Raw genomic sequence first — 18,388 nt, 5'->3', positions numbered from 1 at the left:
CACCACTCCTGACACTTCCCGTCTAGTTCTTGGCCAGTATCTCCTGCGAGACGCGTTCCATCTCGGGGAACACGTCGTCGGAGCGCTGGCCTGCGAAGTACGCCTCGAAGAGGGGCTGTTCGGCTGACTGGACGGCGGAGCCGTTGGCGTAGGCGCTGGACGGGTGGAGGACGCCGTCCTTGACGTACTGGTTGAAGACGGTGAGGTCGACGCCCTGGGACTTCATCGAGGTCACGGTGTTGTCCATGGCGGCGGGAATCGACGGGAAGAACGTGCCGGTGGCGCCCGCCCTGGTCTGGCACTCTTCGCCGCCCATGTAGCTGACCCACTTCCAGGCCAGGTCCGGGTTCTTGGTGCCCGCCCAGATGTTGTTGCCGTTCGAGTTGGAGAGGACGGAGCGCTTGCCGTCAGGACCGAGGACGGTCGGGGCGATGCCGACCTTCACGCCGGGGATCTTGCCGAAGCCCGAGGCCGACCAGGAGCCGCCCATGGTCATGGCGACCTTGCCGGAGCCGATCAGGTCGATGTCGGAGATCGTGGACTGGTTGCCGGTGGTGAAGGTGCCGAGCTTCGGGGAGAAGCCGCGGTCGGTCAGCGACAGGACCCACTTCATCGTCTTGGTGAAGCGCGGGTCGGTGTAGTTGAACTTGGTGGGCCACTGGTCCTTGTCGCCCAGGCGCCAGCCGAGCGTGTTCACGAACGGGGCCCACGTGGTCTCGCCGATGAAGCTGCGGCCCGCCATGGCGCCGATGCCGTAGGTGGCGATCTGGGACTTGTCGAAGCCCGGTTCGTCGCCGTGCTTGCCGAACTTGTCGATCGTCAGGCGGGCCACCACCTTGTCGAACGTGCCGCCGTCGTCCGGGTTCCAGGTCAGCCTTTGCACGTCGGCCTCGGGCACGCCGGCCTTCGTGAGCATGTCCGCGTTGTAGTAGAGGGCGGAGGCGGCCCAGTCGAGCGGCAGCGCGTACTGCTTGCCGTCGGTGAACTTCCAGGTGTCAACGCCGACCGAGAACTTCTTCATGTCCACAGAGGACTTGGCGATGAGGTCGTCCAGCGGCATCAGCTGGTGCTGCGAGGCGTAGGCCTGCAGGAACTGGACGGAGTTCTGGAACGCGTCCGGCGCGGTGCCGGCCACGAAACCGGCGGTGAGCTTGGTGAAGTAGTCGTCCACGTTGTAACGGGTGATCTTCACGTCGGTGCCGGGGTTGGCGGCCTCGAACGCCTTCTCACACTCGCCGTAGGCGACTGCCTGCTTGTCGTCCCACGTCCACCAGTTCACGGTGTTGCCGCCGGAGCCCGCGTCGGAGCTCCCGCATCCCGCGACCACCAGGGCTGTTGCCGCCGCCAGGGCAGCGAAGGCGATTCTCATGGCTTCTCCAGAAGGGATCGGAAGGCGTCCAGTGCGATGTCGAGGTCGTCGGAGCCGCCCGCCTCGTGGGCGCTGTGCTCCCAGACGTTGATCTCCTTGGGTCCGGCGTACGCGTGGTAGGCGCCGAACACCGTGGACGGCGGCACGATGTCGTCCATCAGGCCGACCGAGAACCAGGCGGGGGCCGTGGCTCGGGCGGCGAACCCCACACCGTCGAAATAGGACAGTGCCGGGAAGACGTCGGATCGCCGGTTCTCGGCGATGTAGGCGGTGAGCTCGGTGAAAGGTGGACGGCCGCAGACGTCGAGCGCCCTGCGGAAGTCGCAGAGGAACGGTGCCTGCGCGTGCACCGCCGCCAGGCCGGGCACGAGACCTGCCACGGCCAGGGCGATTCCGCCGCCCTGGCTGTTGCCGATCACGGCCACGTCCGCGGAGCCCAGTGCGCGCACGGCCTCGACCGCTCGCACCGCGTCGGTGAAGACGCGCCGGTAGAAGTAGGTGGAGCGGTCCGCGATGCCGCGGGTCAAGAAACCGGTGCCGCCGCGCTGGTCCCGCACCTCGACCTGCAGGTGCGCGAACCCCGCGCTGGCCCACGTCAGGTTCTCGACGGCGCTGCCCCGGTTGCCGCCGTACCCGTGGAACTGCACGACGGCGGGCAGGCCGGTGACCCCGCGCGGGGTGCGCAGCCACGCGCGGATCCGGTCGCCGCCGAAGCCCGAGAACGACACGTCGTAGACGTCGAGCGTCTGCAGCGGGGTGGACACCGGTACCGCCTCGACCTTCAACTCGAAGGAACGGGCCTCGGCCAGTGTCGAGTCCCAGAACGAGTCGAAGTCCTCCGGCCGCAGGTAAGAGCTGCGGTACTCCCACAGCGCGTCCAAGCCGAGATCGGTCAGCAAGAGATCCTCCCGCGCACTTCCACGACGTCACTCACGACGACCTCGGTGACCTCGCCACCGATGCTCACGAGCACGTACGCCGACGCGTCGCCGGACACCCGCCGCACCCGCGCGCTGACGTCGCCGTCGTGCCAGGTGACGTCGACGGAAAGCCCGCCACGGCACCGCAGTCCGCGGGCCGAGCCGCTCGACCAGCCTTCGGGCAACGCGGGCAGCACGTCGATCACACCGTCGTGGCTCTGCACCACGACCTCGGCCAGGGCCGCCGTGAAGCCGTAGTTGCCGTCGATCTGGAACGGCGGGTGCGTGCTGAAGAGGTTCGGCAGCAGGCCTCCCCACCGCGAGCCGTCGACCGGCGCGTCGCGGTGCCGGTCTCCGGTGAACGGTTGCGAGGCCTCGGACAGCAGCGACCGCACGGCCTCGCCGTCACCCAGCCGGGCCCGCAGCGCCATCTTCCAGGCCCACGACCAGCCCATCGCGCCGTTGCCACGCCGGTCCACTGATGCCGCCGCGGCGTCACCGAGAGGCGTATCCGCGACGATCTGGCCGAGCGGGTAGACCGACACCAGGTGCGACAGGTGCCGGTGCGTCGAGTCCTCCTCGGCGAGGTCGGCCACCCACTCCCCCAGCCGGCCGTCGAACACCGGCACGGGACGCAGCCGCGGCAGCGCGGCCGAGATCTCCGCGAGCACCGGGTCGGCACGCCCGGAGGCCAGTGCCAACGCCAGCGTCCGTTCGAACACGGCGCGGATCAGCACCACGTCCATCGTGACGGACCACGACAACGCCTGCGGGGCGCCGGAAGAGTCGAGGAACCAGTTCTCCGGTGACGTCGACGGGCACGTGTCGAGGTAGCCGTCGGGGCCTTCCACCAGCCAGTCGAGGCAGAACTCGGCGCAGCCGCGCAGCAACGGCCACGCACGCTCCAAAGTGGACCAGGTGCGGGCGAAGTCGTAGTGGTCCCAGGCGTGCTGGACGAGCCACGCGCCGCCCATCTGCCAGATCGCCCACGACGGTGCGCCGTGACCCATGCCGACCGGCAGCGACCAGCCCCACGCGTCGGTGTTGTGGTGCGCCACCCAGCCCCGCGCCCCGTACAACGAACGCGCCACCTCGCGGCCGGTCACCGCGAGCTTCTCCAGCAGTTCCAGCAACGGGTCGTGGCACTCGGCGAGCCCGGTGACCTCGGCGGCCCAGTAGTTCATCTGGGTGTTGATGTTGATCGTGTAGTTGGACGACCAGGCCGGGCGCAGCTCCTCGTTCCAGATGCCCTGCAGGTTCGCGGGCGGCGCACCGGGCCGGGACGACGAGACCAGCAGGTACCGGCCGTACGCGAACAGCACGGACGCGATGAGGTCCTCGTCCTTGCCGCTCAGCAGATCCGGCACGTTGACGACCTCGGGGACGGGCCCGAACCGCACCTCGCAGGCGTCCATCAACGTCCTGTGGTTGCCATGGCGTTTGCCGGTCCAGAGCGACTCGGAGGTCGTGGAACTGGTGAGCGTGAGCAGCCAGCGTTCGCCCTCGGTCACCTCGACCGTGACCGTGCCTCGTTCGCCGGCCCCGTACACCGGCGCCTCGACCTGCGGTTCGTGCCGGGGCGCGGAGTCGACCGGGATCTCGACCACCAGGTTCAGGCCGTCGCGCGACACCTCCCGCAACGGCGTGGAGATCTCGACGGCTTCCGGTACCGCACCGGTGATCTCCACGCATAGCGCGGTTTCCGACGCCCACACCCGCCGGACGACGTCCGCACCGGCGATGGTCATCCGCTCGGTGACCACACCCGTGTCCAGGTCGAGCGTGCGGCCGTGCGACTCGCCCTCGGGCAACGTGATCCACAGGTCCACGTACGGCAGGAACGTCTGGCTGTACGGGCCCTCGAACGACATCAGCAACGAGGTGGGGCGCTCCAGGTCACCGCCGAAGATCGCCTCCCGCACCTGCGCGAGCCGTTCCGGACCGGCGCCTTCGGAAAGACGCTCCGCCAGCGCCGCAGCCGGCCCGGCCGCGGTACCGGACCACACGGTCGCGTCGTTGACCTGCAGACGGGACCGCCCGGTCCCGCCGAACACCATCGCGCCGAGACGGCCGTTGCCCACGGGCAGCGCCTCGGTCCACTCCGCCGCCGACGACGGCCAGTGCAGTCTCACTTGATCCCCGTGAAGCCGATGGAGTTGACCAGCCGCCGCCCGAAGACCACGAACAGCAGCAACATCGGCAGCGCCGCGACCAGCGTCGCCGCCATCAGGCCCGCCCAGTCCAGCGACGCCTGCGGTGAGGACTGCTTGAACACCGCGAGCGCGAGGGTGAGCGGACGGACCGACTCGTCGTTGGTGACGAGCAACGGCCAGAAGTAGTCGTTCCAGGTGGTGATGAACTGCAGCAGCGTCAGGGTCGCCATCGGCGCGACGCTCATCGGCAGCACTATTCGGAAGCACACGCGGAGCGGCCCGGCGCCGTCGATGATCGCGGCCTCCTCGACCTCGTTGGAGAGCCCGAGCATGAACTGCCGCAGGAAGAAGATGTTGAACGCGGAGAAGAACGCGCCCGGCAGGATCATGCCGCCGAAGCTGTTGAGCAGCCCCAGGTCCTTCATCAGCACGAAGTTCGGCAGCAGCGTGAACACCGACGGCACCATGAGCGCCGTCAGCAGCACGCCGAACACGAGCTCTCGGCCCTTCCACTGCAGCCGGGCGAACGCGTAGGCGGCCAACGCGGAGAAGACAACGGTGAGCAGCGTCAGAACTCCCGCGTACACAATGGAGTTCCACAGCGCCAGAGCCAGGTCGATCTTGGCATCGGAGCCACCCTCGGCCGCCGCCTCGGCGGGCGTCGCGAGGCCGAGCGCGCGTTTGAACGGGCCCCACGTGAAGTGCACCGGCAGCAACGAGGACGGGTCGGTCGACATCGCGAAGTTGTCGGACAGCGCGGTCCGCACGATCCAGTAGAACGGGAAGATCGTGACCAGCAGCACGACGACCAGGTAGCCCCAGGCGACGCCCCTGCCGAGCTTCATGGAGAGGTTCACCGGGCCTCCTCAGTCGGTGTCGGACTCGCCGGCACGGGCCATCCGCATCTGCGTGAAGGTCACCGCGACGAGCATCAGGAACAGGGCGAGCGACATCGTCGCGGCGTAACCGAAGTCGAACTGGCCGAACGCCTTGTCGTAGATGTACATCTGCAGCACCAGCGACGCGTCCGCCGGACCGCCCTTGGTGCTGACCTGGACGATGTCGAAGATCTGGGTCGCGTTGATGACGTTGAGGATCACCACCATCACCAGGATCGGCCGCAGCAGCGGCAGCGTCAGCGAGCGGAACATCTGGAACTCCGACGCCCCGTCGATCCGGCCGGCCTCGTAGATCGTCGCGGGGATCGTCTGCAGTCCCGCGAAGATGAGGACGGCGTTGTAGCCCATGGACTTCCACACGTTCAGCGCGGCCAGCGTCGGCACCGCCCACGCGTCCGAGCTGAAGAACATGACCGGCTCGCCGGTGACCCACGTGATCAGCTGGTTCACGATGCCGAGCTGCGGGTCGAGCATCCACGTCCACACCAGCGCCGTGACGACGCCGGAGATGAGGAACGGCAGGATCATCAGCCCGCGCACCGTCGTGCCGACCCCCAGTCGGTGCAACACGACGGCGGTGAGCAGCGAGACACCGATGCCCAGCACCACGGTCAGCACGACGAAGTACGCCGTGACGCCGAGCGAGTGCCAGAACCTGTTGTCGTTGAGCAGTTCCCGGATGTTCTCGAGACCCGTCCACACGGGTGGGCTGAGGATGTGGAAATCGGTGAAGCTCAGGTAGACGCCGCGCAGCATCGGGTAGGCGAAGAAAACGCCGAACCCGAGGACGGCGGGCGTGACGAGCAGCCACGCGACCCACGTGTCGTTGCGGCGCGAGGCAGGGCCTTTGCGCCTGAGTGGGGGCGGAGGCGCCGTGGTGGCAGGTCCACGCACGACCTGGGCGCTGTTGTCCTGCAAGGTTGTCACCACGGCACCTCCTGGTCCTAGACGCGGATGCTGTCGACGTCGAACACGGAGTCGTCCGGGTTGCCGATCCGGATGGTGTTGTTGCCCTTCAACAGGTAGACGGGCACGGTCATCTTCTGCGGCGTGTTCCAGTCGTCGTCGTTGGAGCCGGCGACGGGCAGCTTGAAGCTGGTGCCGTTGACCGTGACGATGCCGGTCCTGCTGGCGTCGGCGGAGATGTAGGCCAGCTCGACGAGGTAGGTGCCCTCAAGCGGTGCCACGACCGTGGGCATCGTGATGTTGCCGCTGCCGCCGATGTAGCCGACCTTGCTGCCGCCCGAGCACGCGCAGCCGTAGACGGTCGCGCCTCCGCCGGGGCTGCCCTTCTCCGCCTCGTACGTCACGCTTTCCTGCGGCGTCACGTAGTTCACGGCCTGGGAGCGGGCGCCGTTCTGCACGACCGTGAACTCGTAGGAGGTCGCCGGGGTGAGACCGGTGACGGTCACCTTGGTGTCGGTGGTCGTGGCGACCTTCTTGTTGCCCGCGTAAACGTCGTAACGGACGCCGGACTTGCCGTACCACTTCAGGGACACGCTGGTCGGGGTGGCGGCGGTGCCCTGCACGACACCGGGCGCGACCGAACCGCGCGGCGTGACGGTGAACAACTTCGAGCCGTGCACCGGCAGGTCTTCCGTGATGGAACCGGACTTCTGGCCGATGTCCTTGCGAGCCCACACGTCGCGGACCTTCGCGTTGCCCCTGATGCCGAGCTGGTCGAAGTCGGCCGTCACCTTCGCGGGCTTGGAGCCGAGGTTGAACAACGCCACGGTGTAGCTGCCGTCGCGGTTGCGGGCGTACCAGACCTGCTGGTCCGAGGTCTGGTCGACCGGACGGGCCGGGACGCCGGCCTGGTTGATGGCGATGACCTCGTTGTTGGTCAGCAACCTGTAACCGAAGTCGTCGATCTTGGTGAGGTCGTCGCCGATGTAGAGCGGCGAGGACGAGATCGACCACAACGTCATGTAGCTCTGGCGCTCGGCCTCGGTGAGGCCGTCCATCTGGCCGTTGCCGACCGCGACGCTGTCGAGGTTGTTCCAGTGGCCGGGACCCGCGTCGTCGATCCACTGCACGACGTCGTTCCAGCGCTGCTTCACCGACTGGTTCCAGGTGACGAGCGTGTCGCAGTAGCACTCGACGTCGGTGTCGACGCGCCAGCCGTTCGTGTTGGCCTTCCACACGTCGGCGTAGCGGTGGCTCAGCGCCCACGAGATGAGGAACTCGATGGGACGGCCGGTGCTCTTGAGCGCGGAGTTCCACGCCTTCACGTCGGTGGTGTTGTCGTAGCGCTCACCGCCGCGGAAGCTGCCGGGGCCGACGCCGTCGAGCTTGAGGAAGTCGACGCCCCAGCCCGCGAGCGTCTGCGCCAGGGAGTCGACGTACTTCTGCGAGCACGGGTTCGCGAAGTCCATCTTGTAGGCCGAGTCCCACCCGTTCGTCTTGCGCAGGTCGGGGTAGACGACGTCCTTGGTGGTGCAGCCAGGCGCGTTGAAGATCGGCGTCTTGCCGTCGTTGTACGCCTTGGGGTCGAGGCCCACGGCGAGGTACGAGCCGAACTTCAGGCCCTTGCCGTGGATGTACTCGCCGAGCCACTTGAAGCCGCGCGGAAACTTCTTCGCGTCCACGACCGGGCGCCCGTACTCGTCGAACGAGCCGAGCCAGCCCGCGTCGACATTCACGTGGTCGTAGCCAGCCTTCTTGAACCTCGCGGCCAGCACGTCCGCCTGTGCCAGCACGTTCTTCTCGTTCAGCCAGCTGGCGGGACCGTCCGGGTTCACCCCGGGGTAGTTGGTCGCCTGCAACGTCCAGCTGCTCCAGCCCATGTACGGCTTCTCGGCCTTGGCCGCGGTCTGCTGCACCTGGGGTGCTTGGGCCACAGCTGCCGGGACCGCGATCAGCGACGCGAGCAGGCCGGCAACGACACCTAACGCTCTCAAGACCACTCCTTTGTGATTTTCCGGCGGTGTTTCAGGCGACCCGAAGGTCTTCCATCGCGTCGCGGTCCCAGTCGATGCCGAGACCTGGTGCGTCCGGGGCGAGCGCGTGTCCGTTGCGGACGTTCATCTCGCTCTTGGTGATCCCGCGCAGCTGCGGGATGTGCTCGACGAACTTCCCGTTGGGCAGCGCGGCCGCGAGGCTCACGTGCAGCTCCATCAGGAAGTGCGGGCACACGTCGGCGTTGAACGCCTCGGCGACGTGCGCGACCTTGAGGAACGGCGTGATGCCACCGATCCGTGCGGCGTCGACCTGGATGATCGAGGCGGCGCCGCGTTCGAGGTACTCGCGAAACTGAGCCACGGAGTACAGCGACTCCCCCACCGCGATCGGGATGCTGGTGGTCTTGGCGAGGCGCTCGTGCCCGCTCACGTCGTCGGCCGGCAGCGGTTCCTCGAGCCAGGTGAGGCTGACGCCCCGGAACGCGTCCGCGCGCCGGATCGCCTCGGCCGCCGTCAGGGACTGGTTGGCGTCCACCATGATCGCGAACCGCTCACCCACCGCCGCCCGGACGGCTTCCAGGCGTTCGACGTCCTCGGTCAGGTCGGGCTTGCCGACCTTCACCTTGATGCCCTGCCAGCCCTGCGCGGCCGTCTCCTTGGCGCCCGCGACCAGGTCCTCGGTGCTCAGGTGCAGCCAGCCGCCCTCGGTGTCGTACAGCGGGACTTCCTGTCTGAAGCCACCTGCCATGCGCCACAACGGTTCCTGAGCTCGCAGGCACCGCAGGTCCCACAACGCGGTGTCCACGGCGGCGAGCGCGAGCGATGTGATCGCGCCGACCGTGGTGGACCGCGTGTACGCGAAGAGGTCACGCCAGATGTGCTCGATCCGGCGGGTGTCGGCGTTGGCGAGGCGCGGCAGCAGGTGGTCCTTCAGGAGGGCGAGGACCGAGCTGCCGCCCGTGCCGATGGTGTAGGCGTAGCCGAGCCCGGTGAGCCCGTCGTCGGTCTCGATCTCGACGAAGACGGTCTCCTGCTTGATGAACTGCTGGACCGCGTCGGTGCGCAGAGTCTCCACGGGAACGTCCACCTGGAACGCCTCGGCACGTCGGACCTTTGCCACGCCAACTCCTCGGACCTTTGATCCTATAGGATATTTGACGAGGATTAGACGCTGGTGTTTCGGGCATGTCAACCGTCGTTCGAGCACGTTCCCACGCTGATGACAGCGTTTCAACGGGAGGAGAGGACCGGTTCTAGTTCCGGTCCTCCGATGTCTGCAGCTCACAGCCGTCGAACACCGGTCGGGCACCGTGTGCGGGAGTGTTTAAAAGTGAGCGGTTCTGTCTGATTGTCAGACGGACTCGGCGGCGCGCTTCAGCCGCAGCAACGTGGCCTCGATGTTGCGCTGGTTCGTCACGGCGCGGTCGCGCACCCCGGTCGCCAGCCGCGTGATCGGCACGTACCACCCAGGCCTGCGGTCCCACGTCGACTCGGTGACGCGGCAGCCCTCGCTCGTCGCCTCGATGTCGTACTGCCAGCGCGACACGGCCATCCCCAGCGACTTCACCTCGAACGCGAACCTCGTCGCGGAGCAGTCGGTCACCGTGGAGGTCGTCGGCCAGATCCGCCAGCCGCGCTTGTTGATGCCGCGGAATCGGGCACCGACCTGCGGCCCGGACGCGTTCAGCCACGTGCCGCCCGAGTACTCCTCGGCGCACTCACCCAGCCCGCGAAGGTCGCTGACCAGCTCGAACACCCGCTGCGGCGAGGCCGCGACATCGATGTGCGCGGAGGCGTCCGGCGTCATGCGCCAGAACTTACTACCGGTAAGTAACCGGTCGCTACAGTTCCCGGATCGGTTCACCCCTGACGAAGGCGTGGATGTCCTCGACGGCCTCGGTGAAGTACGTGCGGTAGTTCGCCTCGGTGACGTACCCGAGGTGCGGGGTCGCCAGGACGTTGGGCAACGTCCGCAGCTCGTCGGTCAGCGGCAGCGGCTCGACCTCGAACACGTCGAGGCCCGCACCGGCGATCCTCTTCTCCCGCAGCGTCTCCAGCAGCGCGGGGCCGTCCACGATGGCCGCGCGGGAGGTGTTCACCAGGAACGACGTCGGCTTCAGGCACGCGAGCGCGGCGGCGTCGACCAGACCGCGGGTCCGGTCGCTCAGCACCAGGTGGATGGACGCGAAGTCGCTCTGCGCCAACAGGTCGTGCAACCCGGACGCCAGCCGCACGCCCTCCGCTTCCACCCGCTCGGCCGTGAGGTTCTGGCTCCACGCCACGACGTCCATGCCGAACGCCTTGCCGACGCGCGCGACGGCCGTGCCGAGGTGACCGAAGCCGAGCAGGCCGAGCGTGCGGCCGGCCAGGTCGACGCCGACGGTGCTCTGCCAGCGGCCACCGGCGTGGAAGGCCGCGTTCTCGACGGCCAGGTGGCGGGCGAGGCCGAGGATCAACGCCCACGTCAGCTCGGTCGGCGGGGTCTTGGCGCTGCCGGTGCCGCACACCGTGACGCCGTGCCCGAGTGCCGCGTCCAGGTCGATCGCCGCGTTGCGCATGCCGCTGGTGATCAGCAGCTTCAACCGGGGCAGCTGGGCGAACAGGTCGGCCGTGAAAGGGGTCCGCTCGCGCATGATCACGACGCACTCGGCCTCGGCCAGTTCCGCCGCCGGGTCGGGCAGGTGGTCGCGCAGCACCGTCACGTCGAGGCCGGACCAGTCGGCGTTCGCGAGAGCCACGCCCTGGTAGTCGTCGAGCACCACACACCGCATGGGCCGATCATGTCAGAGTAGGCGCATGGGAGCCTTCCACCTGGCGCAGGCCAACATCACGACCGGGCGGTGGGCGTTCGACCACTGGAGGATGCGCGGGTTCACGAGCCGGGTCGAGGCGATCAACGACCTCGCGAAGGAGGCTCCCGGTAACGCGCGAGCGGCCGACCTCGGAGCGGATGACGAACGACATGCTGCGGCTCGGCCGCGACCCGATGCGGGAGGCGTTCAACCTCAGCGTGTGGGAGTCGGTGGAGACGTTGTGGGCGTTCGCTTTCAGCGGCGTGCACCTCGAGGCGCTCAAGCGCACCAGGCAGTGGTTCGAGCCGGAGAGCGCGTTCGACGTCATGTGGTGGGTGCCGGCCGGGCATCGGCCGACGACCGAGGAAGGCCTCGCCAGACTCGAACTGGTGAGGCAGGGCCCGACGCCGGAGGCGTTCACGTTCCGGCGCCGGTTCCCCGCCCCTGACTAGCAGTTGGGACGAGTGCTCTTCCCGGCGAACCGGTCGCCCAGCCAGTTCATCGCGTTCGTGCCCCACGCGCTGACGGCGGTGACGTGCCCGAGCAGCGGCAGCGCGGTCCACTGCACGTCGGCGCCCAGCGCGCACCACTGCGAGCGCAGCTTCTGCCCGACACCGAACGGGATCAGCTCGTCCAGCGTGCCGTGGTAGAGGTAGACGGGCGCGGCGGGCTTGACCGAGCCGAGCGTGTTCTCCTTCAACCGCTTCTGCCACAACGGGTCCTGGATGACGTCCGGCGTCGTCGTCAGCGAGTTCAGGCGCGTGAATGGTGCCACGAGGGCGATCTCGGCGACGCACGCCGCGCGGATCCGGTCGATGACCTGCGTGCCGCGGGCGTTGAGCACCGACGACAGCGGCAGCTCGGGGTAGGCCGCGGCGTACCCGGCGGCCGCCGCGAACACCAGGCCGGAGCCCGCGTTGCCGTCGTTGAACTTCGCGACCGCGTTCAGGTCGGCGGGCACACCGCCGGCGGCGACACCGACGACGTTCAGCGCAGGCGCGTAGGACTTCCACTGCTCGGCGGCGGAAGACGCGGCCTGACCGCCCTGGGAGTAGCCGAAGACGCCGACCGGGGCGTCCGCCGACAACCCGGGGACCCCGCTCGCCGCACGGGCCACGTCGAGCAGCGCGCGGCCCTCCGAACGGGACACCGCGTAGGTGTGGTCCCCTGGCGTGCCAAGGCCTTCGTAGTCGGTGACGGCGACGGCCCAGCCCTTGAACATGGCGTGCGCGAGGAACGCGATCTCCACCTCGGTACCGCCCTGCAGCTGCCGCGACGGCGCGCACTGGTCGCCCATCCCCTGCGTGCCCATCGCGTACGCCACGATCGGCCGCGGGCCGTTGGTCCACGGCAGCGGCGACACGAGCACCATGCCGGACACGACGTTCGACCCGCCCGTCGCGGACGTGGAGCGGTAGCGGATGTCGTACGCCTTCACCGGCGCCGGTAGGAGCCGGAGCGGTTCCGGGTGCCACGCCACCTCCCTGCTGCTGACCAGCTCCCCCGGCTCGGCCGCCGAAGCGGGCGTGACCAGGGTGAACATCAGGAGGACGGCGGCGAGCACGGCACGGAGCTGCATCGTTGGACCCCTTTGTGGTAACCGGCGTTACCGCAATGTAGGGCCGAACGCCGCAGCAGGACAATAGTCCGTTCGGCTTTATGGATTCACGCGAGGCCCTGGGGGAACACGAACACCCGATCGGGGTCGTACTTGCGCGCCACCTCACGAAGCCTGGTCAGCGACGAGCCGTAGTAGGCGCTCGCCCAGTCGGGCATCTGCGGGTCGATGTAGTTCACGTACCCGGTGGCGCCGAACATCTTGCCGAGCTCGTCGCGCGCCACGCCCATCGCACGTCGCGCGTTCGCCTCCCCTGCCTGCAACGAGAGCTCGACCTGGATGCTCGCCAGCGCGGCCCGGTGCGGGAACGCCGTGGCGGGGCCCCTGCCGACCGCGCCACCCAGGGCGTCGATCATGTTGTACGAGTTGGGCGTGCTCTTGAAGATGTCCGCGAGCTTCTGCGGGTCGGTGATCGGCTTGGTCAGCATCCGCGACGTGGCGACGTAGCTGCCGCGCGCCTGGCTGCCGCCTCCCCCGTTCCACGACGGCTTGCACGACCCGTCGCTGACCCGGCACCACGCGAACCGTTCCATCGCGGCGAGGAAGCTCTGCTCAGTCTCCCGGCGGGAGGCCGGCTGCGAGCCGACGCGGCGCACGAGGTCGTCCAGCAGCGGTTTGAGAGTGGTCGGCGTGCCCACGAAACAGCCGCCGACCTCGACGTGCGGGTTTGAGCCGCTGCCGACACCGACGATCGAGGTGAGGGCGTCCGGTGCCCTGCCCTGCCAGTCCAGCCAGACGCTGAGCAACGATGCCAGGGCCGCCGACGGGAACTGCAGGGTGAACGTCGTGAGGTTGCGCGCGGGTTCGGTGCGGAACACGAACGACGTGACGATGCCGAAGTTGCCGCCACCACCGCCGCGCAACGCCCAGAACAGGTCGGTGTGCTCGGTGGCCGACACCGTCCGGTGCACCCCGTCCGGTGTCACGATCCGCGCGCTGACCAGCCGGTCGCTGGTGAGCCCGAACTGGCGGGCGGTCACGCCGATGCCGCCGCCGAGCGTCAGCCCGGAGATCCCGACCGTCGCGCAGGTGCCCGCCGGCATCATCCGGCCTGCGCCTGCCAGCGCGAGGTAGAGGTCCATCAGCAACACGCCCGCGCCGACCTCGGCCGTGCCGTCCGGCCGGACGTCGATCCGGTTCAGGCCGCGCACGTCGACGATCAGCGCACCGTCCGCCGTGGAATAACCGGGATAGCTGTGGCCGCCGCACCTTGCCGCGATCCGGGTCTTCTCAGCACGCGCGATCTCGATGCACCGCTGGACGTCCGCTGGGGAGGTCACGCGGGCGATCGCGCTGGGACGCTGGGCGTCGTACTGCGTGAAGTAGCCGAGCTTGGCGTCTCCGTAGGCGGCGTCGCCGGGCCTGATCAGCTGGACGTCCAATGTGGACCTGCCGACCAGTGCCGACACGGCTCCCAGCGCGGCTGTGTGCAGAAGTGCCCTGCGACGCAACATCCCACGAACTTAGGAGCCGGACGAACCAGGGCACAACTTGTCAGGCGACCGGGAAGGAATCCGGCTAGGGGTTCACAGCCAGGAACAGGAACGCCGCGAGCAGGACCAGGTGAACGCCACCCTGCAGGCGAGTCGCCCGCCCCGGCACGACGGTCAGCACGCTGACCAGCACCGTCAGCAGCAGCAGGATCATCTGCGTCGACCCGAGGCCGAGCATCAGCGGCCCGTCCAGCCAGATCGTCGCCAGCGCGATCGTCGGGATGGTGAGGCCGATGCTCGCGATCGCCGAGCCGTAACCGAGGTTGATGCTGGTCTGGATCCTGTCGCGCAACGCGGCGCGGGAGGCGGCGATCGTCTCGGGCAGCAGCACCAGCAGGGCGATGACGACACCGACGAACGACTGCGGGAACCCGGCTGCGCGCACGCCCGCCTCGATCGCGGGCGACTCGATCTTCGCGAGGCCGACCACCGCGATCAGCGCGAGGAGCAGGAAGCCGAGCGAGGTGAGCGCGGCCTTGCCGGTCGGCGCCTCGGCGTGCTCGTCGGCCTCGATCACGCCGTCCTCGTCCACGGGGAGGAAGAAGTCACGGTGCCGGACGGTCTGGGTGAAGACGAACATCGCGTATAGGCCCAGCGACGCGAACGCGGCGAACGCGAGCTGCGGGCCGGAGAACTCGGGGCCGGGCGTGGTCGTGGTGAACGTCGGCAGCACCAGCGTCAGCGTCGCGAGCGTCATCACCGTGGCGAGCGCGCCGCCGCTGCCCTCCGCGTTGAACAGGATCGTGTGGTGCTTCATCGCGCCGAGCAGCAGCGCGATGCCGATGATGCCGTTCGTGGTGATCATGACCGCGGCGAACACCGTGTCCCGCGCCAGCGAAGAGGCTTCCGGGCCGCCCGACACCATCAGCGTGACGATCAGCGCCACCTCGATGATCGTCACCGCGACCGCGAGCACCAGCGACCCGAACGGCTCCCCCACCCGCAACGCGACGACCTCGGCGTGGTGCACGGCGGCGAGCACGGTCGCGGCGAGGACCAGGGCGACGAGGGCGACGAGCACACCGCCGAGGTCGCGGCCCCAGGTCAGGCCGAGCAGGACCATGCCGAGCACGGGGGTGATGGTCGTCCAGTGGAGCAGCGGGAAGCGCGAGGCGGCGGCCATGATCCAACCCTCGCATACCGAGCGGACCGCCCGCCATTCGGCGGAACACCGATCCGGGGTGCAAGAAAATGTGGAGCGGAGCGCCCCTGCCGCGCCCCGCTCCACATTTTCATGACGATGCCGTGATCGATTCCTAGAAATCGAAGAGGGCACCGGTGTGCGCCAGCATGACGCACGAGTTCGGGTAGGTGTGCACCTCGTCGACGGGCTCACCGCGCCAGAAACCGAACATCGCGACCTCGACCGGGGCGTAGTGGAACGTGCACGCCCGCTCGTCGGCCTGCATGGCCTGCAGGTCGGTGCCCGCGGAGGCGAGCGTCGCGCAGGCGAGGGCCCTGCGCGGGTGCTGGTCACCTCGTTCGCAGGTCAGGACGGTCGCCTTGAAGGCGCCGCCGTCGAACTCCGAGTACTGCGCGGAGAGCACGAGCGCCGTGCCCCGATGAGCCGGCGGAGCGGCCTGAGCGGTGCCGGCGAAAGCGAAGAGCGACACGAACAGAGCAACGAACGCGAAAATGCGGCCGGACATGAAAGCGGTCCTCCTGAGACCTCACAAAACGGGCCGGTTCTCGGCCGATGCAGATGTTGCCACCACGAAACACGGCAGCGAAAGGGGCCAGGAACTGTTCACCGATCACATTTGATCGCCGCAACTAAAGTATCACTGGGCCGAACGGATGTGTCGCAAGCCACGTCCGCCGGGACAGAGCTGCCGACGGACTGTTACGGGTTGCTGACAGACGCGCTTGCGGGCCGACGTATTATTCGAATCATGTCCAAGACCTCCAGACGCGTCGTGTTCGGCGTGCTCCTGATCGTCACACTCGTGGTTTCCACCGGCGGCGCGCTGGGTTACCTGGGCAGATTGACGCTCGTGTTCGACCGCCATCCGGGAAAGCCGCTCGCGATTGTCGAGGAAGTGCCCGGACCACCGGACGGGCCGAACTGCCCGATCGACGCGCGGTACTTCGACGAGGACCCGAGGGGCCTGCGCCCGGAGGTGCTCGAGGCATGGCTGGCACTGCGCACCAAGGCCTCTGAGCAGGGCGTGCAGCTCTGCCTGAACGACGGCAAGCGCAGCCGTCAGCAACAGCAGGCCGAGTTCGACGAGGCCGTCGAGAAGTTCGGGACCGAAGAACTCGCGTCGAAGTACGTGCTGAATCCCCCGGACCGCTCGATGCACGTGATCGGATTCGCGGTCGACGTGCAGCCGATCGAATCAGCGAAATGGGTCGAGAAAAACGGCAGCACCCTCGGCTGGTGCCGCCGTTACGAAAACGAGCAGTGGCATTTCGAGTACAACTCCGGCTATCTCACCGGAGGTTGCCCCGCCCTGATCCCCAGCGCGACGGGCAGCTAGCCCCACGCAAAGGTCTAGACGCCTGAGGTGCGCGAGGGGTTGCGCGGACGTAATCTGACAAGCCGAGTTACCAGATTGGAGCACCCCGGTGGCCCGTGCCTACGCCGGCATCTCACCCGAGCAGCGCAGGGCCGAGCGCCGGGCGAAGCTGCTGCAGGCGGGCCTCCAGCTGTTCACCAGCACGGGCTTCGCCGCCACGAAGATCACCGAGGTGTGCACCGAGGCGGGTGTCTCCACGCGCAACTTCTACGAGGAGTTCGGGTCGAAGGAGGACCTGCTCCGCGAGCTGCACGACCTGATCAACGCCACGGCGTTCACGCGGGTCCGCACGACGCTGGCCGAACTGGAGGCCACGGACCTGGCCACCCGGATCACGACGCTGCTGGACGTGTTCGTGACCAGCGTGACGGCCGATCCCCGTGCGCCGCGCCTCAACTACGTCGAGGCCGTGGGCGTGAACGCGGAGATCGAGCAGCAGCACGTGCGCTGGGTGACCGCGTGGGCGGAGTTCATCGAGTCGGAGGCGCTGCGGGCCGCGGCCGCGGGGGTGGCGCCGCAGCGGTCGTACCGGCTCACGGCCATCGCGCTCGTGGGGGCGATCACGGGGCTGCTGCGCGAGTGGCAGGCGCACCGGCCACCGCTCGCGGTCGACGAGATCGCCGCGGAGATCCGTGAGCTGGTGCTGGCGGCCATCACCCGCCCGTGAGGGCGTTCCCGCGAGGGCGTCGCCACGGCCGTACGGTGACCCGTTATGGACGAGATCCCGGAGGCGCTGGCGCGGCTCGCAGCCGAACGAGGCCTCGGCACGTGCACCCAGCTGGTCCGCCGGCGCATCACGGTCTTCACGGTGCTGGGCGTGCTCGTGATCACCGGTGCCGTCCTCCTGTTGCTGCTGCTCAGCGCCGCCCCGCTGGTCATCCTCGCGCTGCCGGTCCTGATCGCCGGACTGCTGCTGCACCGGCGCCGCGGAGCCGTCCTGTACGTGTTCGACGGAGGCGTCGTCGTGGCGAGCGGCTGGACGGCGCCCCAGGCCGTGCCGTGGGACGAGGTCGGGGGCAGGCTGGCGGAGACCGTCCGCCGAGCCCGGGGGTGAACCGGCGCGGCCCCGCTGTCCGTAATCCCCGTCGTGAGCCGATTCGCCGTTCTCGCGCTGCTCGTGTGCCTGGGTGCCTGTTCCGCACCGCCGGAAGAGGAGACCGCCACGCTGGACGAACTGGAGGCCGCTGCCGGTCCGGTAGCGGGGCCCACCCAGGTGTTACCGGGCGACATCGCGAAACTGCAGGTCGAGGAGTCGCTCGCGGTCGGCGCCGTCGTCGCCGACCGCGAGCACAACACCCTCTACTTCACCACCGCGGACGGCCCGTCGAAGCCGACCTGCCTCGAACCGGAGTGCACGCTCGTGTGGCCGCCGCTGCTGGCGGCGGGCGGCAAGATCGAGGCGCCGGGGCTCGACCAGGCGCTGCTGGGCACGACGAAGCGCCCGGACGGCCTGGAGCAGGTCACCATCGCCGGCAAGCCCGTCTACCGCTACGTGGACGACGAGGGAGCCGGCCACACGACCGGGCACGGCGTGGACGACAGGTGGTTCGCCATCTCCCCCGCCGGGACGAAGGCGGCCAAGTAGCCGCAGCACTCCGTAACACCCGCGACACACACCGGGGCCGGCTGCTCGTTCGAGTGGCCGGTTGGTCGCGATTGGGTTACTCGAACGATTCGTTTGTACCGGAAATCCTGAAACCGGTTCCGCGCGGAACCGGTTTCAGG

General features: G+C 68.6%; 18 protein-coding genes. 5 read left to right on the top strand and 13 right to left on the bottom strand.

The window, feature by feature from the left end; all coding sequences use genetic code 11:
- Nucleotides 1-22: 22 nt before the first annotated feature.
- The 9 genes from IEY88_RS02790 to IEY88_RS02750 form a co-directional block, all read right to left on the bottom strand.
- Complete coding sequence (locus IEY88_RS02790) at nucleotides 23-1,369, bottom strand: ABC transporter substrate-binding protein (RefSeq protein WP_189152939.1); 1,347 nt, start codon at nucleotides 1,367-1,369, stop codon at nucleotides 23-25.
- A complete protein-coding gene (locus IEY88_RS02785) occupies nucleotides 1,366-2,268 on the bottom strand; it encodes an acetylxylan esterase (protein WP_189152938.1) in 903 nt (300 codons plus the stop codon). Before IEY88_RS02785 ends, IEY88_RS02790 begins: the two co-directional genes overlap by 4 nt.
- Nucleotides 2,262-4,421, bottom strand: coding sequence for a glycosyl hydrolase family 95 catalytic domain-containing protein (locus IEY88_RS02780; RefSeq protein WP_229693033.1), 2,160 nt, complete (start codon nucleotides 4,419-4,421; stop codon nucleotides 2,262-2,264). The genes IEY88_RS02785 and IEY88_RS02780 overlap by 7 nt, the downstream gene beginning before the upstream one ends.
- Nucleotides 4,418-5,299, bottom strand: a complete 882-nt coding sequence (locus tag IEY88_RS02775; RefSeq protein ID WP_229693032.1) for a carbohydrate ABC transporter permease — start codon at nucleotides 5,297-5,299, stop codon at nucleotides 4,418-4,420. The genes IEY88_RS02780 and IEY88_RS02775 overlap by 4 nt, the downstream gene beginning before the upstream one ends.
- A gap of 9 nt (nucleotides 5,300-5,308) precedes the next feature.
- Complete coding sequence (locus IEY88_RS02770) at nucleotides 5,309-6,268, bottom strand: carbohydrate ABC transporter permease (RefSeq protein ID WP_229693031.1); 960 nt, start codon at nucleotides 6,266-6,268, stop codon at nucleotides 5,309-5,311.
- A gap of 17 nt (nucleotides 6,269-6,285) precedes the next feature.
- Nucleotides 6,286-8,241 (bottom strand): alpha-galactosidase D, encoded by a 1,956-nt coding sequence (locus tag IEY88_RS02765; protein ID WP_229693030.1) that lies wholly within the window; start codon nucleotides 8,239-8,241, stop codon nucleotides 6,286-6,288.
- Nucleotides 8,242-8,272: 31 nt separating this feature from the next.
- Complete coding sequence (locus tag IEY88_RS02760) at nucleotides 8,273-9,361, bottom strand: mandelate racemase/muconate lactonizing enzyme family protein (protein WP_189152936.1); 1,089 nt, start codon at nucleotides 9,359-9,361, stop codon at nucleotides 8,273-8,275.
- A 231-nt stretch (nucleotides 9,362-9,592) separates the two neighbouring features.
- The gene (locus IEY88_RS02755) at nucleotides 9,593-10,048 is read right to left on the bottom strand and encodes an SRPBCC family protein (RefSeq protein WP_189152935.1); all 456 of its coding nucleotides are present in this window, start codon (nucleotides 10,046-10,048) and stop codon (nucleotides 9,593-9,595) included.
- A gap of 34 nt (nucleotides 10,049-10,082) precedes the next feature.
- Nucleotides 10,083-11,012 (bottom strand): D-2-hydroxyacid dehydrogenase family protein, encoded by a 930-nt coding sequence (locus IEY88_RS02750; protein WP_189152934.1) that lies wholly within the window; start codon nucleotides 11,010-11,012, stop codon nucleotides 10,083-10,085.
- 179 nt (nucleotides 11,013-11,191) lie between these two features.
- On the opposite strand from IEY88_RS02750, the gene IEY88_RS02745 reads away from it, so the two are divergent.
- Nucleotides 11,192-11,485, top strand: a complete 294-nt coding sequence (locus IEY88_RS02745; protein ID WP_189152933.1) for a DUF3291 domain-containing protein — start codon at nucleotides 11,192-11,194, stop codon at nucleotides 11,483-11,485.
- Here the strand turns inward: IEY88_RS02745 and IEY88_RS02740 are convergent.
- From IEY88_RS02740 to IEY88_RS02725, 4 genes are all read right to left on the bottom strand, one after another.
- The gene (locus tag IEY88_RS02740; RefSeq protein WP_189152932.1) at nucleotides 11,482-12,612 is read right to left on the bottom strand and encodes a lipase family protein; all 1,131 of its coding nucleotides are present in this window, start codon (nucleotides 12,610-12,612) and stop codon (nucleotides 11,482-11,484) included. The genes IEY88_RS02745 and IEY88_RS02740 overlap by 4 nt on opposite strands.
- A gap of 86 nt (nucleotides 12,613-12,698) precedes the next feature.
- Nucleotides 12,699-14,105 (bottom strand): FAD-binding oxidoreductase, encoded by a 1,407-nt coding sequence (locus tag IEY88_RS02735; RefSeq protein ID WP_189152931.1) that lies wholly within the window; start codon nucleotides 14,103-14,105, stop codon nucleotides 12,699-12,701.
- A 64-nt stretch (nucleotides 14,106-14,169) separates the two neighbouring features.
- Nucleotides 14,170-15,267 (bottom strand): calcium:cation antiporter, encoded by a 1,098-nt coding sequence (locus tag IEY88_RS02730; RefSeq protein WP_189152930.1) that lies wholly within the window; start codon nucleotides 15,265-15,267, stop codon nucleotides 14,170-14,172.
- A 133-nt stretch (nucleotides 15,268-15,400) separates the two neighbouring features.
- Nucleotides 15,401-15,793 carry an SSI family serine proteinase inhibitor gene (locus IEY88_RS02725; RefSeq protein ID WP_189152929.1) on the bottom strand — a complete coding sequence of 131 codons (393 nt, stop codon included), beginning with the start codon at nucleotides 15,791-15,793 and terminating at the stop codon, nucleotides 15,401-15,403.
- A gap of 243 nt (nucleotides 15,794-16,036) precedes the next feature.
- Between IEY88_RS02725 and IEY88_RS02720 the strand changes: the two genes are divergently transcribed.
- The 4 genes from IEY88_RS02720 (at nucleotide 16,037) to IEY88_RS02705 (ending at nucleotide 18,248) form a co-directional block, all read left to right on the top strand.
- Nucleotides 16,037-16,624: a D-alanyl-D-alanine carboxypeptidase family protein gene (locus tag IEY88_RS02720; RefSeq protein ID WP_189152928.1), complete on the top strand. Its 588-nt coding sequence runs from the start codon at nucleotides 16,037-16,039 to the stop codon at nucleotides 16,622-16,624.
- An 88-nt stretch (nucleotides 16,625-16,712) separates the two neighbouring features.
- Nucleotides 16,713-17,330: a TetR/AcrR family transcriptional regulator gene (locus IEY88_RS02715; RefSeq protein WP_189152927.1), complete on the top strand. Its 618-nt coding sequence runs from the start codon at nucleotides 16,713-16,715 to the stop codon at nucleotides 17,328-17,330.
- 45 nt (nucleotides 17,331-17,375) lie between these two features.
- Entirely contained in the window at nucleotides 17,376-17,717 is a 342-nt protein-coding gene (locus tag IEY88_RS02710) for a hypothetical protein (protein WP_189152926.1), read from the top strand.
- A gap of 33 nt (nucleotides 17,718-17,750) precedes the next feature.
- A complete protein-coding gene (locus IEY88_RS02705) occupies nucleotides 17,751-18,248 on the top strand; it encodes a COG4315 family predicted lipoprotein (RefSeq protein WP_189152925.1) in 498 nt (165 codons plus the stop codon).
- Nucleotides 18,249-18,388: the final 140 nt, after the last annotated feature.

The sequence above is a fragment of the Lentzea pudingi genome (assembly GCF_014646255.1).
Classification (GTDB): domain Bacteria; phylum Actinomycetota; class Actinomycetes; order Mycobacteriales; family Pseudonocardiaceae; genus Lentzea; species Lentzea pudingi.
The sequence above is the reverse complement of the archived record's forward strand: the minus strand, read 5'-3'. Positions and strand labels throughout refer to the sequence as shown.

What these genes read in the sequence shown, in the direction of transcription:
- IEY88_RS02750 (WP_189152934.1), bottom strand. Translation starts at nt 11,012, where the DNA reads ATGCGGTGTGTGGTGCTCGACGACTACCAGGGCGTGGCTCTCGCGAAC.
- IEY88_RS02725 (WP_189152929.1), bottom strand. Translation starts at nt 15,793, where the DNA reads ATGTCCGGCCGCATTTTCGCGTTCGTTGCTCTGTTCGTGTCGCTCTTC.
- IEY88_RS02720 (WP_189152928.1), top strand. Translation starts at nt 16,037, where the DNA reads ATGTCCAAGACCTCCAGACGCGTCGTGTTCGGCGTGCTCCTGATCGTC.
- IEY88_RS02740 (WP_189152932.1), bottom strand. Translation starts at nt 12,612, where the DNA reads ATGCAGCTCCGTGCCGTGCTCGCCGCCGTCCTCCTGATGTTCACCCTG.
- IEY88_RS02755 (WP_189152935.1), bottom strand. Translation starts at nt 10,048, where the DNA reads ATGACGCCGGACGCCTCCGCGCACATCGATGTCGCGGCCTCGCCGCAG.
- IEY88_RS02790 (WP_189152939.1), bottom strand. Translation starts at nt 1,369, where the DNA reads ATGAGAATCGCCTTCGCTGCCCTGGCGGCGGCAACAGCCCTGGTGGTC.
- IEY88_RS02710 (WP_189152926.1), top strand. Translation starts at nt 17,376, where the DNA reads ATGGACGAGATCCCGGAGGCGCTGGCGCGGCTCGCAGCCGAACGAGGC.
- IEY88_RS02745 (WP_189152933.1), top strand. Translation starts at nt 11,192, where the DNA reads ATGACGAACGACATGCTGCGGCTCGGCCGCGACCCGATGCGGGAGGCG.
- IEY88_RS02730 (WP_189152930.1), bottom strand. Translation starts at nt 15,267, where the DNA reads ATGGCCGCCGCCTCGCGCTTCCCGCTGCTCCACTGGACGACCATCACC.
- IEY88_RS02735 (WP_189152931.1), bottom strand. Translation starts at nt 14,105, where the DNA reads ATGTTGCGTCGCAGGGCACTTCTGCACACAGCCGCGCTGGGAGCCGTG.